Here is a 16,153-nt window from a genome sequence, read left to right as displayed (position 1 = left end):
GTGACGTCCTCGCCGCGTGGCTGCGCGGCACTGTGACCGTCGTCGAGGAACCGCTCCGCTGCTCTGCGTGGCGGTTCCTCTCCATATCATGGCGGCGTCCGAGCTGCTCGCCCGGCGCCCCCACGAGAGGAAACCGTGCCCCGACACCCTCTGCCGCATCGCGTGAGACCCGTGCAGATGCTGCGCGCGCTGCATGCTGAACCCGGTCTCGCGGCGCTGCTCGGGGACTGGATGCACGGGGACGCGGTGATCGGCATCCGGCCCGCGCGCGTGCTCGGTGCGGACGAGGACCCGTTCGCCGCTCTGGGCTCCGCGGACGACGACGATCCTCCCGCCGTGGCGCGCGCCGCCCCGCCCAGCACGGGCGGGAACCGGCACGATCTTTGCGCTCTGGCTCGCCCCTGCGCCGAGCCACCCGCCGCCGATCCCGCCCGCTTCGGCGGCGGGTGGCTCGGCTATCTGGGGTACCAGCTCTCGCGTCGCCTGGAGTCGCTCCCGCCCGCGCCTCCGCACTCGGGCGGTCTGCCGGAGCACCACCTGGCGCGCTACGACCACGTCCTGGTGCACGACAGCGCGGCGGACCGCTGGTTCTGTGAGTCCCTGCCCGGTGCGGACCCTGCCCGGGTGGCTGAGACGATCGCGGCGGTGGAGCGGGCGCTCGGGGCCGGCCCAGCGTCATCGTCCGGGGCGTCCGCGCCGCGCTCGTACCGGTGCGGGCCGTTCGAAGCCGCCGTGACCGGCGCGGCCCACGCCAAGGCGGTGCGGCGCGCGCTGGCGCACATCCGGGACGGGGACATCTTCCAGGCGAACATCTGCCGAGAGCTCACAGCGGCATTCGACGGTGACCCACTGGACCTGTTCTGCGCCGGGTACGAGCGGCTGCGGCCGCGTTTCGCCGGGTTCTTGCGCGTGCCGGGCGGCGCGGTGGCCAGCTTCTCGCCCGAGCTCTACCTGCGTCGGACGGGCACCGCCGTGCTCACGTCCCCGATCAAGGGCACCGCGCCCGCGGACTCGGACCCCTGCGAGCTGCACGCCTCCGCCAAGAACCGCGCCGAGAACGTGATGATCGTGGACCTCATGCGCAACGACCTCTCCCGCGTGTGCGTCCCCGGCTCCGTCCTGAGCCCCGCCGTGCCGCGTGTGGAGCCGCACACGGGCGTCCACCACCTGGTCGCGGATGTCCACGGCACGCTGCGCCCCGGGCTCGACGACGCCGCCCTCCTGCGTTCCACGTTCCCGCCCGGTTCGTGCACGGGGGCGCCGAAGGTCAGGGCCACCGAGATCATCAACGCCCTGGAGACCACCGCGCGGGGCGTCTACACCGGTGGGATCGGGTACGCGAGTCCCGTGGCGGGGCTGGCCATGAACGTGGCCATCCGTACGTTCGAGTTCTCGGGCGCCACGGTGCGCCTGGGTGTGGGCGGCGGGATCGTCGCTGACTCGGACCCGGACGGGGAGGCGTTCGAGACCCTCGTGAAGGCCGCCCCGCTGCTGGATGCGGTCGGCGCCCGCTTCGGGCCCGAGCTGTCCCGGGAGTGGCGTGAGCACGCGGAGTCCTCGGAGGTGGCGACCCCGGCGTGCGTGGGAGGCGGTGGGGCACCGTCGCGCGCGGCAGCCTCGCTGCGGGACGCGCCCGTGATCCGCTCGACCCCCGACCCCTCCCTGGGGGTCTTCACCACGATGCTCGTCCGCGAGGGGCGTCCCGAGCAGCTGGTGGAGCACCTGGCAAGGCTCGGGAGCAGCGTGCGGGCGTGCTTCTCCCATGAGCTGCCGGGCGCGCTCGCAGAGCAGGTCCTCCAGCGTGCTGCCGGATTGGATGGCCCGCACCGGCTGCGGGTCACGGCAATTCCGGACGATGGGAGTCTGTGTCTCGAGATGACCCACGCCCCGCTGAACCCTCCCGGCGCGGCCCCTCCCGTGGATCCGTGGGTGCTGTACCCGGTGGTGGTGCCCGGCGGGTGGGGCCGCCACAAGTGGGCGGACCGCCGCGCCCTGAACACGACACCCGGTCCGTGGTCACCGGTGTGTGACCCGCTGCTGGTGGACCAGGGTGGCACGGTGCTGGAGACCGGGCGTGCAAATGTGTTCGTGGTGCGCGGTGGTGTGGTCACCACCCCGCCCGTTGACGGCCGGATCCTGCCCGGGGTGATGCGCGCCCGGGTGCTCCCGACCCTGCGGGCCGCCGGGTACGAGGTCCGTGAACAGGACATCACTCTCACGGACATCGCTGAGGCGTCGGAGGTGTTCGTGACCAACGCCCTGCGGGGTGCCCGACCCGTGGGGGAGATCCACGGTGTGGGTGCGTGGGCCCCTGGGCCTGTGACGGCGTGGGTGCAGCGCGCGCTCGCGGACGCCCCGTGACGAACGGGCGGCATCGCCCCCATTGACACGACCCGGTGAGGTGAGGATGCTCGGGGCACGGCGCCGTCGTCCGGGCCGCGGAGCTCGGGGCGGCGCACCACGCAACCGCGAAGGAGCGCAGCCATGGGCAAGAACCCGCAGGACGAGAACACCGAGTCGGTCAGCCAGGTGGACACCGACGAGCAGCGACAGAAGGCCGCCGAGCAGGCGAACACCCAGGAGCAGCAGGAGTTCTTCGAGGAGCAGGCCGGCACGGAGGAGCAGTCCCAGGGCTACGGGCACTGAGCACCGCACCGGGCAGCCGCTGACAGGCGAACCGCCCCGCACCACGAAGGTGCGGGGCGGTTCTTCTGCGCCGAGTGGCTGCGGGGTCGGTGGCTACTTCTTCTTGTTCTCGAGGGTCTGCTCGTACTGGGCGAGAGCCAGGCCCACGCTCATGAAGGTGGGCGCCCAGTGGCCCACGAAGATGCCCCAGCGGTCCGACTGGGCCTTGGAGTCGTCGCTCTTGAGACGCGAGATTCCCCACGACACGAAGGACAGGGCGATCGAGCCCATGCCTGCGGTGTAGGCGTACTCGGAGCGGATACCGGCGTCGTGCAGGGTCTTCATGATCATGGTGTGATCTCCGTTCTGCTCTGCTGAGCAAGTGGTGGTGAAGCAGGGCTGGGTACCTCCACCGTAGATGCCGGGGGGCCAAATAATAAGGGGGGTGATGGATCGGGTTCTGCCCGGTCATGTCACCGTTCCTTTCCCTTACCGAGCCGGACCACGCGCCGTCGCGCGGACATGACAGGCTGGTGCCATGAATGATTCCGCTGCAACAGTGCTCCTGGCCGGCTGCGGGGACGTGGGGACCGCCCTGGGATTGCGCCTCGCCGAACGCGGAGTGCGCGCGGTGGGCGTGCGGCGCCGCGCGGACGCGCTGCCCGAGCCCATCGAGCCGGTCTCTCTGGACCTCACCGACCCGGGGGAGGCCGTCCTTCCCGCGGCCGACGCCGTGGTGGTCACCCTCACCGCCGACGGCCGCGACGCGACCGCCTACGAACGCACCTACCTGGGTGCGCTGCGCGGGTTGCACCTGGCCCTGCCGTCCGACGCCGCGCCGCGCGTGGTGCTCGTGTCCTCCACGGGCGTCCTGGGCGGCACCGACGGTGAGGTCGTCACCGAGGCCACCCCGCCCGACCCTCAGCGCGCCACCGCCCACGTGTTGCTCGCCGCGGAGGAGCTCGCCGCCGATCTCTTCCCGGACCTGGTCATCGTGCGCCCCGCGGGGATCTACGGGCCCGGCCGCACGTCCCTGATCGAGCGGGTCCGCACGGCCACGCCTGTCACCCACCGGCGCGTGACCAACAGGATCCACCGGGACGATCTCGTCACGGTCCTCTCCACCGTGCTCGACGCTCCCGAGCCGCTGCGGTTGCTGCACGCCGTGGATCATGACGCCGCTCAGCTGGGTGACGTCGTCACGCACCTCGCGGCGCGGCTGGGTGTCGCGGTGCCCCCGGACAACTCGCCCGCGGGGGAGGGGCCGCTCGGCAAGATCATCGACGGGGTGCTCGTGCACTCCCTGGTTCCTCGATCCCGGTGGCGCTACCCCACGTTCCGGGAGGGGTACGACGCGCTGCTGGGAGCGTCGTCGCCGGAGGAGCGCGACGCCGACGCCGGGCGAGCCTCCGGCGATGCCGCCGAGTGTGACGCCGGGACCGGGCGGGGCGCGGCGTCGAACGCCACGACCGAATCGCGAGGCGCGTGAATGGCCGCGGAGACCCACTGGTTGCTTCCCATCAACCCGGCCGCTCACGGGCAGCACATGCCCGCCGACTGGCGCACCCGCCAGGACGCCACGGCGGTGTGGGAGGCGATCGGGCGCTCGCAGCCCGCGGATCGGTGGTGCCTGCGCACGGGCTACCGAACCATGACGGCGGGGGACACCATCTGGGCCTACCTGTCCCAGCGGCAGGAGCTGTGCGCCACGGGCGCCGTGCGGGAAGTCGTGCGGGAGGGCGATGAGTGGTTCGTGCTCGTGGACTGGGACGTGGAGCGGACCGCGCAGCTGTGCCGGACCCCGATCCCGCGGGAGGTTTTCAAGCAGGTGCCCATGTCCGTGAGTCGGGCGGGGGAGGGTGCCGTCGGGGCGCTGCGGGCGGTATCGCGCCGGACAACGTGACGCAATGTCGCTAATACCTCACGAGTAGGTACTTCGGGTCGTTTCCGGGAAGTGTGACACTTTGTGACGACAACCTGGACGTTGCCCCCGGTGAGGAGTTGAGTATACGGAGTCTTTTTCGATCCCTCATCTCATCGTCCCTTCCTCCGAACGCGCCCTCTTTCCGGTGCGCGGGAAACTGGTACTCACCTATGATCCTTACCGGACTTGTCATCGGCGCGCTGCTGGGCATCGTCATGCAGCGCGGCCGCTTCTGCGTCACCGGCATGCTGCGGGACATCTTCCTGCAGAAGTCGTGGCGGACCTTCGCCGCGCTGCTCGTGGTGATCTCCGTGCACGCTATTAGTCTCACCGCCCTGACCTCCGCCGGCGTCATCTCCCCCGACTACCCCTCCTTCGCGCCCCTCGCGGTGATCGTGGGCGGATTCATGTTCGGCATCGGCATCATCCTGGCCGGCGGGTGCGCCTCCGGCACGTGGTACCGCTCCGGCGAGGGCCTCGTGGGCTCGTGGATCGCGCTGGCCATGTACGCACTGTCCGCGTCCGCCATGAAGACCGGTGTGCTCAAGGGCTTCAACTCCGGCATGAAGCAGTGGGACACCGGGCTCACCACCATCCCCAGTGCCCTGGGCGTCTCCCCGTGGCTGTTCGTGATCGTCCTGGCAGCGGTCACCGGTGTGATGGTGCGCCACTTCCTCAACCGCGAGAAGAACACCGTGAAGCCCGCACGGCTGAACGGCCGTCCCGCATGGAAGAAGCCCCTGCACGTCTACACTGCCGGCGCGCTCGTGGGTCTGCTCGGCGTCATCGCGTGGCCGCTGTCCGCCGCGACCGGCCGCAACGACGGTCTGGGCATCACCACCCCCACCGCCAACCTACTGAACTTCCTGGTCACCGGAGCGGACGGGAAGCTGGACTGGGGCGTGATGCTCGTGCTCGGCATCCTGGTGGGCTCGTTCATCGCCGCCAAGTCCACGGGTGAATTCCGCGTGCGCGTGCCGGACGCCACCACCACGGTGCGCTCCATCGCGGGCGGCCTGCTCATGGGTGTGGGCGCGGCCCTGGCCGGTGGCTGCACAGTGGGCAACGGTATGGTCCAGACCAGCCTGTTCACGTTCCAGGGTTGGATCGCGCTGCTGTTCATCGCCCTGGGCGTGGCCGCGGCCACCAGGATCTGGCTCAAGCCCACCGTTACGCAGCCCGCCACCGGCGAAGACGGCACCTACTCCACTGCTCAGAGCCTGGACCACACGGTGGGCGTCACCGCACCGGACGACAACTCGATCGACGCCGCTCCCACCGCGGGGGCTCCCCGCACCTCGGGTGCGAACGTGTTCTCGGGCTTCGCTGCGGCACCCGCCGCGCTCATGGTCAAGGACCCGGCAGGTGCACCGTCGAAGAAGCTCACAGGCCTGGGGGACGGCTACTATGCCCTGGACTCGCTCGGTGCCGTGTGCCCGTTCCCGTTGATCGAGGCCAAGGATGTCATGCAGACCCTTCAGACCGGTGAGCACCTGGTGATCGACTTCGACTGCACCCAGGCCACCGAGGCCATTCCGCAGTGGGCGGCCACGGACGGCCACGAGGTCACCGACTTCGTGGAGAAGGGCGACGCCAGCTGGCAGATCACCCTCAAGAAGGGCTAACCCACTCAGAGCCCCCGCTCACGACACCGCCGCGCCACCTCTGCGTTCCATGGACCCCGCCCGCCGGGGGCCGAGGCAGGGAGGGCGCGGCGGCGTCGTCGTACCACCGGAACAGTGCGGAGCGTGGGCCCACCGGGGGGGGCGAGCGCTCCGGAGGTGTCGTGGTGTGTGCGCCGTGACTCAGGCGCGAGAGTCCTGTCGGGCGCGGTGGCGCATGTCCCGCAGGGCCACGGCCAGGGCGAGGAGCACCACGAGCACCACAACGCCCAGTCCCGCCGCGATGCCCACGGGCCAGCCCTGGCCGGCGATCACTCCGTACGCCACCGCGGTGATCATGGCGATGCCCACGGCGGTGCCCACGCGCTGGCCGGTCTGCATCACGCCACCGGCGCTGCCCGCGTACTCGAGTGGCACCTCCGCGAGCGTGAGTGTCTGGTTGGGGCTCACCACGGCGCCCTGGCCGAAACCCACGAAGCCCAGGGTGAGCACGAGCCACCACTCGCTGATGTGCCAAGAGTCGTGCAGCAGGATCACCGCCATGCTCAGCAGCAGGCCCACGACCACGCTGAGCATGCCGAGCACCACGATCTTGCGGCCCATCCGGTTCACGCGGCTGCCGGCCAGGTTGGAGGCCACCGCGCTCGCCAAGGCATTGAGCAGGCCCACGCAACCGGCGGCCAGCGCGGTGTGGCCGAGCCCCTTCTGCATGTAGAGGGTGACAAGCACCCACACGCTCGTGATGCCCAGGAAATACAGCGAGATCAGCAGGGTGCCGTTGAGGAAACTGCTGACCCTGAAGATGTCCAGGTCCACCATGGGCTGGTGCCCAGAGGCCTTGAAGTGCTTCTCCCACGCGATCCACAGGGCCAGGAACATGGCGGCGACCGCGAGCAGGGCCCACACCCACGGGCTCGTGCCGGGGGAGCCGGCCTCGATGAACGGGAGCAGGGTGGCGAGCAGCGCGATGCCCAGGAGCACCGCACCCGTGGGGTCCATCTCCCGCAGGGCGTGGCGGATGGTGGTGCCCTCGGGCCTGCGCAGCAGCGGGCGGGGGAACCAGAGGAACGCGAGCACGAGCGCGACGACGCCCACGGGGACGTTCACCATGAACAGCCACCGCCAGCCCTCGGCCGCGCCGCCCGTCTGGATCAGCAGACCTCCCAGGACCGGGCCGATGGCCACGGAGACACCCACTGCGCTGCCCAGCATTCCGAACGCCTTCCCGCGCTCTGCGCCCTTGAAGTACTGCTGGATCATGGCCACGCCCTGCGGGTTGAGCAGCCCAGAGCCCACACCCTGCACGAAGCGGGCCACGATCAGCATGGTGGGATCCGGTGCCAGGCCCGCGGCGATCGAGGACAGCGTGAAGATGGCCACCCCGAGCATCCACAGGAACCCACGCCCGAACACGTCCCCGGCGCGGCCGCCCGCCACCAGGACCACACCGAAGGTCAGCGCGTAGCCGGAGAGGATCCACTGCAGCTGGGACTCGGAGGCGCCCAGTCCCTCCTGGATGGAGGGCAGCCCCACGTTGATGATGCTCACGGCCACCAGGGACATGAAGATGGCCACGAGCAGCACGGCCAGGATCCGCCACCGCCGCGGATCCGTGCCGTGGGCGTAGCCCCGGTGGGTCTGCGGATCCGGGCGCGGGCTGAGGATGGGCAGCTCGCCGGTTCCCGTGGCCGGGGAGCGTTCGTGCCAGGTCTCGCCGGGGTCCGGATCACGGTGGGGGTCAGAGGTCATGAACGCATTATGGGCCCGGTCTCAGACGCGCTGGGCGATGTTTCCCTGCGGCGGATCGTGCCGGACGCATGCACCCCGGTGCTGTCCCAGTGCCGTCCCGGGGGCGGTTTTGGTGCGCGGGACAGGGGGGCGTCATCCTGGAGGCATGACAGTTGAACTGGTGATCCTGGGCCTGGTGGTCGTGACCGCACTGGCTTTCGACTTCACCAACGGATTCCACGACACCGGCAACGCCATGGCAACATCCATCGCCACCGGTGCGCTCTCACCCAGGACGGCGGTTGCACTGTCCGCGGTGTTGAACCTGGTGGGGGCGTTCCTCTCCGTGGAGGTGGCCACCACGGTGACCAAGGACGTCCTGCTCATCCAGACCTCGGACGGCGGACTGGTTCACGGCCTGGACCCCACTCTCGCGCTGGTGCTGATCTTCTCCGGACTCATCGGCGGCATCCTCTGGAACCTGGCCACCTGGCTGTTCGGTCTGCCCTCCAGCTCGTCGCACGCGCTGTTCGGCGGGCTGATCGGCGCCGGCCTGGCCTCGCTCGGCGTCGCCGGGGTCAACTGGTCCGGTGTGGTCCAGAAAATCCTCGTCCCCGCCGCCCTCGCCCCGTTCATCGCTGGGTGCGTGGCCGCGGTGGGAACGGCGCTCGTCTACCTCATCAGCCGCGCCGCCTCGAACCGCCACAAGGACCGCGGCTTCCGTTGGGGGCAGGTGGGAACAGCGTCGATGGTGTCTCTCGCGCACGGCACGGGTGACGCGCAGAAGACCATGGGCGTGATTGCCCTCGCGCTGATCGCCCACGGGAACCTGAGCGTCCAGGGAATCGAGGACAACGGGCTGCCGCCGTGGATCATCGTCACGTGCGCCGTGGCCATCGCGCTCGGCACCTACCTGGGCGGCTGGCGCGTGATCCGCACCCTGGGCAAGGGACTCGTGGAGATCGAACCGCCGCAGGGCATGGCCGCGGAGGCTTCCTCGGCCGCGATCATCCTCACCTCCAGCCACTTCGGCATGGCGCTGTCGACGACGCACGTGGCCACCGGATCCATCCTCGGTTCGGGCGTCGGCAAGCCCGGGGCACGGGTGCGCTGGGGCGTGGCCGGGCGCATGGTGGTGGGCTGGCTGCTCACCCTCCCCGCCGCGGCCGTGGTGGGTGCGGTGTGCTTCATCATCGCCCGGGCCGTGGGCGGGTTGCCGGGAGCCGTGGTGATCTTCCTGCTCTTGGCGGCGGCGTCCGCGGTGATCTTCCTGCGCTCCCGGCACCAGAAGGTGAACCGGCACAACGTCAATGCCGAGTGGGACGAGAACACCCACTCCGTGGCCCCCGGTGACCCGGACCGGGCCGACACCCAGGAGGTGGCTCGCTCATGATCGCCCAGATGGCGAAATCTGCCCTCGCCGTGCTGCTGGCCGGGCTCTGCTTCGGCGCCGGACTGCCCGCGCTGTTCACGGTGGGCATCGCCCTGTGGAGCCGCGCCACCCTGCCGCCGGGCCCGGACGGCACGGCGCGCAGGAACGCCGTGGCGCTCGCGGGCGCCGTGCTGTGCTTTGCCATCGTGCTCGCCGCCGTGGTGATCGGGGTCCTGTGGATCACCCGGAAGAGCTTGGACCACTACCTAGGGATCTCGGTGTTCGGATGATGACCTTCGATGCGGCGCTGGAGCACCTCCGAGCCGCCTATCCCCAGGGTGTCCCCGAGGACGCGCGCCCCGTTCTGGCGGAGCTGCTCGTGCGCACGGTGGGCTCCCGCCGCGCGGAGCGCCTCCTGGAGGCCCTCGAGCTCCCCAGCCATGACACGCTCGTGGCCGCCTCCGCGTCCGCGGAGCAGCTCGCCGACGTCGCCGCCACCCTCGCGCGCGCCGGCTGGCCCCTCGCCGGGCCGGGGCCGGATGCCCCCGTCCGGCAGCCGGGCTACGTGGCCCGCGCCATGAACTGGCTGCGCGCGGACTACCCCCACGGCGTGCCCGCGCAGGACTACCTCCCGGTCCTGGCGGTGCTGCGCCCGCAGCTCAACGACGAGGACATGGCCGCAATTGCCGAGCAGCTCGCAACGGACGCCCGCACTGAGGGCACCTCCCTCTCCGAGGCGGACGCCCGCGCTGCGATCCACCGGGCCACGGAGGACGAGCCCAAGCCGGAGGAGATGGAGCGCATCCGCGCGATGCTCGCGGCCCACGGGTGGCCGTTCGAGGGGGAGTAGGGGCGGCTCCGCGGGTGGGGGCCGAGCCGGACTGCGGAGGGCGGGTTCTACCCTGCGGCGGTGCCCCGCAACGGGGGCCCGACGCGGCAGGGGAAGTTCTGCCACCGACAGCGCGCCTTTCGGTGGCAGAAGCTCTCCTCGGACGCGGTGGCCTTGGCCCTCCTCCGGGACCGTTCAGATGATCACTTCAGGGCATCGGGCAGGTCCGAGAAGTATCGGTGACCGGACCACTCCGAACGGTCACCAATGACGTACAGCCGGCGCCTGGCGCGACTGGCCGCGACGTTCACCAGATTCACGGTTGACGCCGCCCAGGCCTTGGCCCCCGGGCTTGCGGGATCTCCTCCCAGAACCAGGATGACGACATCCGCCTCTCGGCCCTGAGCCGTGTGGATCGTGCCCGCCTGCAGACCGGGATACTTCTTGCGGTCCACGAGCTGCCGCAGATGGTTCGATACATCACGGAACGGGGATATGGCAATCACTCGTGACGGGTCCACGCCCTTCTCGTCCAGATACTCAAGCGCCTTCTCCAGCCGCTTGACCTGCCCCATCTGCAGGTGTGTTCCGGGGGTGGTCGCGGGCTCATCCGCCCAGTAGCTCCACGCGACTGCCGGCCCCGTCCCCGTGTCCTCGAAGGGGTCGACGGCTGCGTCCTTGACGCGGGGCTTTGGAACCCCGTTCACCATGATCCCGTTGTAGGCAATGCGGTTGCACAGGGAGAACATGGGGTCGTCGCAGCGCCGGTGCACCTTCAGCGGCGCACTGACCCACACGTCCTGCTCGCCCTGCGGAAGAACGGTGCCGTAGGGAGAGATTCGGTCGGCAAGGGTCTGAACGGAGGCGCGGGGCGGTATCCACGTCGCAGAGACGCCGTACGCTGCAGCGATGTCTCGCCGCGATTTCGGGGGAATCGTGACCACCGGCTGCAGCTGCAGGGGATCGCCGACCGCGAGAACGCGCTGTGCGCGCCAGATGGCTCCCACCGCGAACTGGGGACATGCCTGTCCTGCCTCGTCGATGAGGAGCCACCCGAATGCTTCGGGGCCTACGTCACCGAACATTCGTCCCAGCGACGCAAAGGTTGATGACACCAGCGGCACCACCAGGAAGAACAGCTGCCATGCGGCGCGCAGTTTCTCCCGCTCCAGTTTCCGCGGGTGGTCTCCCGCCACCACTTCGCAAGCTGCTCTCAGTCCCTGTCTCATGGTGGTGGAAGTGGCGGCCATGAAGTCCTGGTGCAGCTCCAGGGCAGCGAGGAAGAGATCGGAACGCGCCTTGCTGAGATCGTGGTCGAGCCACGGGGCGTGCAACTCCCGGTCCTCGACGGACGCGTGGGCATCCGGGTGGTGCTTGCCGTATCTCGTGCGGTCCTGGGCGCACTGGGCCTCGAGGGAACGCCTGCGCGACGTCTTCATTGCCAGATCCCGTTCAGCTGTCTCCGCCTCCTGCCGGACACTGGCCAGATGGCGCTGGACGCGGTCGATTTCGGCCGCGTGGGACGCGGACCGTTGCCGGGCGGTCTCCAGTGCCATGCTCAGCGGGCTCAGGTGCGTTCGCCACTCACGTGGCGCGGCGCCCAGGGTGAAGATGGTTTCCAGGATGCCTGGCTTCTCGCCCATGTGCTGCTGGTAGGCGGCGGCCGCGGTGTCCAGCTCGTTCTGCAGGTCACCGGCTCTCAGGACCTGCGCGCGATGGATCTCGCGCGCCCGGCCTTCTTCCGCCCGGAGAGTGCGCAGGTGTTCTTCCCGGCGGGCGATCTTACGCACCAGTAACTGGACTTCTTCCCGTCGTCCTTCAGCGGCCTGGCGTTGCCCCATCAGGTTCTCCACGCGCTCCAGCGCACGCTGGAACACTGCTTGGGCTTCTCCCCAGGTGCGCTTCGGCCGGGTGCCCTCGGCCCAGTGCTTGAGAATGGTGTCGAGACCCTCCCTCTCCACCCGGGGCGAGGTCCTCCCGCCGCTGTGGGACGGAGCGCCGTCGGACCCGGTGGATCGGTCCCGCGACGCTTTTTCGTCGAACCAGAGAGCGCTCTGGAAAGCCATGCGGTTGGACTTCTTGCCCAGTCTGGCTGCCACCAGTCCCCAGCCTGGAGTGTCCGCCTCGTCGGCTGCTGATTTTCCGGCGGCCGCCCGCAGAGTCGCCGTCGCAATGTCCTTGAAGTAGTCGGCAGACTTCTCCCACGGCGAAGAAATCGCATCCGCAGAAGGGATTTCGACCGCCACGTTCTCCACAGCGGCGTTGTTCGCCGATGCCACGACCATCTCGAACCCCGTGAGCTCGGGAATGAGCTGCGGCACCGATCTGCTGTACCCGGACGCCGACGTCCAGCGGTGCATTGATCCGGTGAAGGCACGGGACGGATCGTCGAGAGCTGCGAGTCGGCGGGCTCGTTCCACCACGTTGCCCGCCAGCACATCCCGCAGCATCGTGGTCTTGCCGGTGCCCGGCGGGCCGTTGACGCCCATGACGCCGAGGTTCTGGCGCAGGTCGTTGAGGGCGCGGTTCACCGCGAACTGCTGGCTCAGGGCAAGCGGGTGCTCGGGGTTCGAAGGCCAGCGGCCCAAGGGCAGCTGGTCCACACGGGTCCGGGCATCGACTGCCTCGGGGTGCTGGATGACGTCCACTCGTCCGGCGGACGTCTCCTTCCCGTCCTCGGTCAGGTACTCCAGTAGGGCGGTTCCGCTGCGTCCCGCTGCCGCTGCCTGCCGTACGGTGCCCAGATCCTGCAGGTAGAAGCTGTTGAGGAAGTCCATGTCGCTGACGCTGTCGTGCGGGCGTACGGCGACCACTCGACTTTCGATGACGATCTGGTGGGTGGCGAGATCCTCGCGGCCCTGGACGCCGGCGCCGGCGTGTGCGGCCCGCAGAATGTCGTTCAGATACGCCTCGCCCAGCCGGGGAACCTCGTGCGAGCTCTCCTGCTCCAGACGACGGCCCCCCAGCTCGTCGAGGGCTTCCACGAAGGATTCCTGCGCCGCCTCAAAACCGGACATCCACGACGGATCCCGCGGGCCCGGGTGGAGGAGGCGGCCCACCGCCCAGAGACAGGACGAGAGCGTGGCGGTGTCCCCGATCAGCTTTCCGTCGTGGCCCACCAGAACCCCCGCGCAGGCGCTCCGACCGCCGGGGCGCTCGTCGTAGGCATCCGGTTCGTCCGCGAACACCCAGTGCATGACCTCGTAGGTGTCCTCCACCTTGTAAACACCGAGATAGACCGTATGCCGCCACTCCCGCGGGGTATTTCCCATGGGTCGAGGCTCGGGCAGTGAATCCCAGGGAGGGGCGCATCGGATGTCCAGGCCACGACCTGCCGGTCCTCGGGCCGTGTTGACCGGGGCGTCAGTTTGGGGAGCGGCTGCGGACTGAACAGCTCCAGCATCCACCAGTAGTCCAGAATGCGCTGCTGCGCGGGACTCATCTGAGACATCGCCATTTCCCCATCCTGCCTCAGCCGGTGGCCACTTCTGGGGTGCGCCTCGGAAGGAGACGGTCCGAGATCTCAGGTGCGGGACTCGTTTCCCGCAGGCGCCCCACCCACAGGGACAGGGTGCCCTCCACGGCTGCCTCGGCCAGGGCATCCGGATCCACGTGCTCCGTCTCGTCCACCTTGGAGGAGATGAGGGCAATGGTTTCCTCCGCAGTCGCGGCGGCGCGTCGTTCCGGATCGGCGCAGAACTTCCGCACGCTGGTCCCCAGGGTCTTGAGTGGCTGCTCGTCCCGAAACGGGTGGAAGGACTGCATGAACTCCTCCGCCGTTTCCTGCACCAGGGGGTCGTCCGTGGCCATGCCCTCGAGCTCAACGAGGCGGGGCAGGAACTTCACGATTTCCAGGTAGGGGAAGTTCTCGCCCTCGGCAGTTTCTGCGGTTTCCTGTCCCCGCTCCGCGGTCTCGTCCGAACGCAGGGTGATGATCAGCTCTTCGGGGTCCAGCTCCAGGTGGGAAAAAACCCTGCGCATCAGGGAGACCTTTGTCCAGGTGCTCGACGATGCGTTCCAGCCGATGCTGTCGTCCAGGCGGTACACGCCGTTCTCGTCCGGGTCGTAGGCCGCGCCCACGCGGAACCAGTCGGAGGTCCGGGCCCACTGGAGGAACTCGTCCCGGTGCTCAACCAGAAGGATCGTGAATACCCGGGCCGTCAGGTCCCGCCAGTTGGCCACCGTGGCGTGGTGCTCGTTCCACGTGAAGGACACAGCAGCCCTGCCCGTGAAGTTGGTGTCCGTTCCCAGTGCTTCCGTGGGCAGCTGCGGTCGGGCCGGTTCGAAGTCGCTCTCGGGATAGATCCAGTAGGTGAGCGCATCTGCGCAGAGACGGCGGGTCCGTGCCGCCAGCTGGTCCTCGCCCCAGTGTTCGGCGCTGCGCATCTCCAGGTTCAACCGGAACGGGGACTCCATGAATCCGTGCTTCATGGTGCGTTTCGTGGAGTACGAAGAGTTCGAGTAGGAGGAGTTGTACCCGGTCACGGTCAGGTTGCCGAGCCGGTTCAACCACTGCTCGTGGATGCGCTGGGCCTCATCACCCAGTTCGTCGTGCCATGCCTGCGTGAGCGTCTGCGGCATGACGTGCTCAATGGTGAGAGACCCGTCCTCAATGCCGTTGGCGATGTCTCTGGTGTCGTTGGAATCCAGGTTCTCCAAGCACTCGAACAGGTACTTCCGACGCTCGCCCTTGAAGTTGTACAGGTTCTTCACCTCAAGACTGCTGATGAACTCAGCGTCATCGGGGAAGGCTCCGGAGCCGGAGCGCTTCCGCAGCGAGTACCCCAGGACTTCGGCGAAGGAACGGTTTTCGGGGCGGATGCGCTTCACGTCCCTGTAGACCGTGGCAAACACCTTGTTCAGCGCATTCGTCGGAACTTCTGCAATGTAGCGACGGAAAATATACGACTCCACGGTGCGGATGCACTCGGCAAGATCGAGGTCCGTGATCTCGCCGGTCTCCCGCGACTCGAAGAGGGGCATGAGCAGGGGGAGCACGACATCGGTCTTCAAGAGGTTGAGCCGGCGAAGACGCAGGTCGATCTTTGAGCTTCCGGTGGTGGCGGTGCGGATCTGGCGGTAGTAGGTGGAGTACTTCCGGACCCCGTCCAGCAGCTCAGCGCCTCGAAGCCCCGTCTCGGTGATGTACTTCTTGAAGGACTCGTAAACCTGGTCCTGGCGGGGGATGCGCGAGGTGCGAGTCACCAGGTACCAGCGCAGGAATGCCCCGGTGTCATAGCCGACGTTGACCTCAATACGGTTCCAGTAGTCGGTGTAGACGCGTTCCTGCTCGTGGACGTCCAGGCCCATCAGAACCAGGTTCCGCACCTTGCCCGCTTCGCTCAGAGCCAGCCCCGTGGAGTTGAGCGATTCGAAGATGCGCTGTGCATCGTCGTGCTGCTCCAGGTCCAGATGCATGACCTCGAGGCGCTCTACCGCGGCCCACAGGTCGTCCCCATCGATGGGCAGTCGGGGGATCTGATCCTTGAAGAAACGGTAGTTGGCGGTCACCGAGGACGTGTCGATGTGATCCGAGTCAGACCTGAACAGCAAGGCGTAGGCGTCCGCATCATGCTTGACGGGCTTGAGCTTGAACCGGGGTGTGTCCTGCTGCTCGTTGAGCAGCAGGAAGCTGGTGCGAATCCTGTGGGCGAGTCCTGGATTGCGCGACTCGAGGGTGCCCTCGTCCAGGAGGTCCGCAAGGGCCAGCATGAGCAGACTGACCGTGGTGAGTCGTTGCTGACCGTCGATCACCACCCACCGCCATGAACCCTCCGGCTGGCCCACCACGGCCCCGAAGAAATGCTTGGGCCGGCCTTGCTGGATGACGTTGACGAGGTCTTCCAGCAGCTGTTGGCACTGTTTCAGCCCCCAGTCGTAGTTGCGCTGGTACACGGGGATCACCAGCTGCCGCTCCTGCATCCCGTACACCTTGAGAACTTCAGTCACCTGTCCGCGCATGGGGCAAGTTTACGAGTCGCGGGAGCAGACGCTGGGGGGCGCCTCCCAGGGGCCTGAAGCGCCCGGCGGTCCCCGGGGCGCGCACAATGGCC

12 protein-coding genes are annotated in these 16,153 nt (G+C 68.7%); 8 read left to right on the top strand and 4 right to left on the bottom strand.

What is annotated here, in order from left to right; all coding sequences use genetic code 11:
* The first annotated feature begins 162 nt into the window (after window positions 1-162).
* A complete protein-coding gene (locus A5728_RS02000) occupies window positions 163-2,361 on the top strand; it encodes a bifunctional anthranilate synthase component I family protein/class IV aminotransferase (RefSeq protein ID WP_231885458.1) in 2,199 nt (732 codons plus the stop codon).
* 123 nt (window positions 2,362-2,484) lie between these two features.
* On the top strand, window positions 2,485-2,646 hold the full coding sequence (locus A5728_RS14385) for a hypothetical protein (RefSeq protein ID WP_164497787.1): 162 nt from the start codon (window positions 2,485-2,487) through the stop codon (window positions 2,644-2,646).
* A 93-nt stretch (window positions 2,647-2,739) separates the two neighbouring features.
* On the opposite strand, the gene A5728_RS01995 is transcribed toward A5728_RS14385, so the two are convergent.
* On the bottom strand, window positions 2,740-2,976 hold the full coding sequence (locus A5728_RS01995; RefSeq protein WP_055085169.1) for a hypothetical protein: 237 nt from the start codon (window positions 2,974-2,976) through the stop codon (window positions 2,740-2,742).
* Window positions 2,977-3,163: 187 nt separating this feature from the next.
* On the opposite strand from A5728_RS01995, the gene A5728_RS01990 reads away from it, so the two are divergent.
* The 3 genes from A5728_RS01990 (at window position 3,164) to A5728_RS15035 (ending at window position 6,174) form a co-directional block, all read left to right on the top strand.
* Complete coding sequence (locus A5728_RS01990) at window positions 3,164-4,114, top strand: NAD(P)H-binding protein (protein WP_082943162.1); 951 nt, start codon at window positions 3,164-3,166, stop codon at window positions 4,112-4,114.
* Window positions 4,115-4,528 carry a hypothetical protein gene (locus A5728_RS01985; RefSeq protein ID WP_064845454.1) on the top strand — a complete coding sequence of 138 codons (414 nt, stop codon included), beginning with the start codon at window positions 4,115-4,117 and terminating at the stop codon, window positions 4,526-4,528.
* A 191-nt stretch (window positions 4,529-4,719) separates the two neighbouring features.
* Window positions 4,720-6,174, top strand: coding sequence for a YeeE/YedE thiosulfate transporter family protein (locus A5728_RS15035; protein ID WP_064845453.1), 1,455 nt, complete (start codon window positions 4,720-4,722; stop codon window positions 6,172-6,174).
* Window positions 6,175-6,354: 180 nt separating this feature from the next.
* Here the strand turns inward: A5728_RS15035 and A5728_RS01975 are convergent, their stop codons facing one another.
* Window positions 6,355-7,920, bottom strand: a complete 1,566-nt coding sequence (locus tag A5728_RS01975) for an MFS transporter (RefSeq protein WP_064845452.1) — start codon at window positions 7,918-7,920, stop codon at window positions 6,355-6,357.
* Between the two features lie 145 nt (window positions 7,921-8,065).
* Between A5728_RS01975 and A5728_RS01970 the strand changes: the two genes are divergently transcribed.
* From A5728_RS01970 to A5728_RS01960, 3 genes are read left to right on the top strand one after another with little or no spacing between them, the layout of a single operon-like run.
* Window positions 8,066-9,292: an inorganic phosphate transporter gene (locus A5728_RS01970; RefSeq protein WP_064845451.1), complete on the top strand. Its 1,227-nt coding sequence runs from the start codon at window positions 8,066-8,068 to the stop codon at window positions 9,290-9,292.
* Entirely contained in the window at window positions 9,289-9,561 is a 273-nt protein-coding gene (locus tag A5728_RS01965) for a hypothetical protein (RefSeq protein WP_064845450.1), read from the top strand. The genes A5728_RS01970 and A5728_RS01965 overlap by 4 nt, the downstream gene beginning before the upstream one ends.
* Window positions 9,558-10,121, top strand: a complete 564-nt coding sequence (locus tag A5728_RS01960; RefSeq protein WP_064845449.1) for a DUF3349 domain-containing protein — start codon at window positions 9,558-9,560, stop codon at window positions 10,119-10,121. Before A5728_RS01965 ends, A5728_RS01960 begins: the two co-directional genes overlap by 4 nt.
* A gap of 182 nt (window positions 10,122-10,303) precedes the next feature.
* On the opposite strand, the gene A5728_RS01955 is transcribed toward A5728_RS01960, so the two are convergent.
* Both A5728_RS01955 and A5728_RS01950 read right to left on the bottom strand, forming a co-directional pair.
* A complete protein-coding gene (locus tag A5728_RS01955) occupies window positions 10,304-13,297 on the bottom strand; it encodes a DEAD/DEAH box helicase (RefSeq protein WP_231885456.1) in 2,994 nt (997 codons plus the stop codon).
* 274 nt (window positions 13,298-13,571) lie between these two features.
* Window positions 13,572-16,061, bottom strand: coding sequence for a DUF262 domain-containing protein (locus A5728_RS01950; protein ID WP_064845448.1), 2,490 nt, complete (start codon window positions 16,059-16,061; stop codon window positions 13,572-13,574).
* Window positions 16,062-16,153: the final 92 nt, after the last annotated feature.

It is taken from the genome of Kocuria sp. ICS0012 (assembly GCF_001665945.1).
Classification (GTDB): domain Bacteria; phylum Actinomycetota; class Actinomycetes; order Actinomycetales; family Micrococcaceae; genus Kocuria; species Kocuria marina.
The sequence above is the reverse complement of the archived record's forward strand: the minus strand, read 5'-3'. Positions and strand labels throughout refer to the sequence as shown.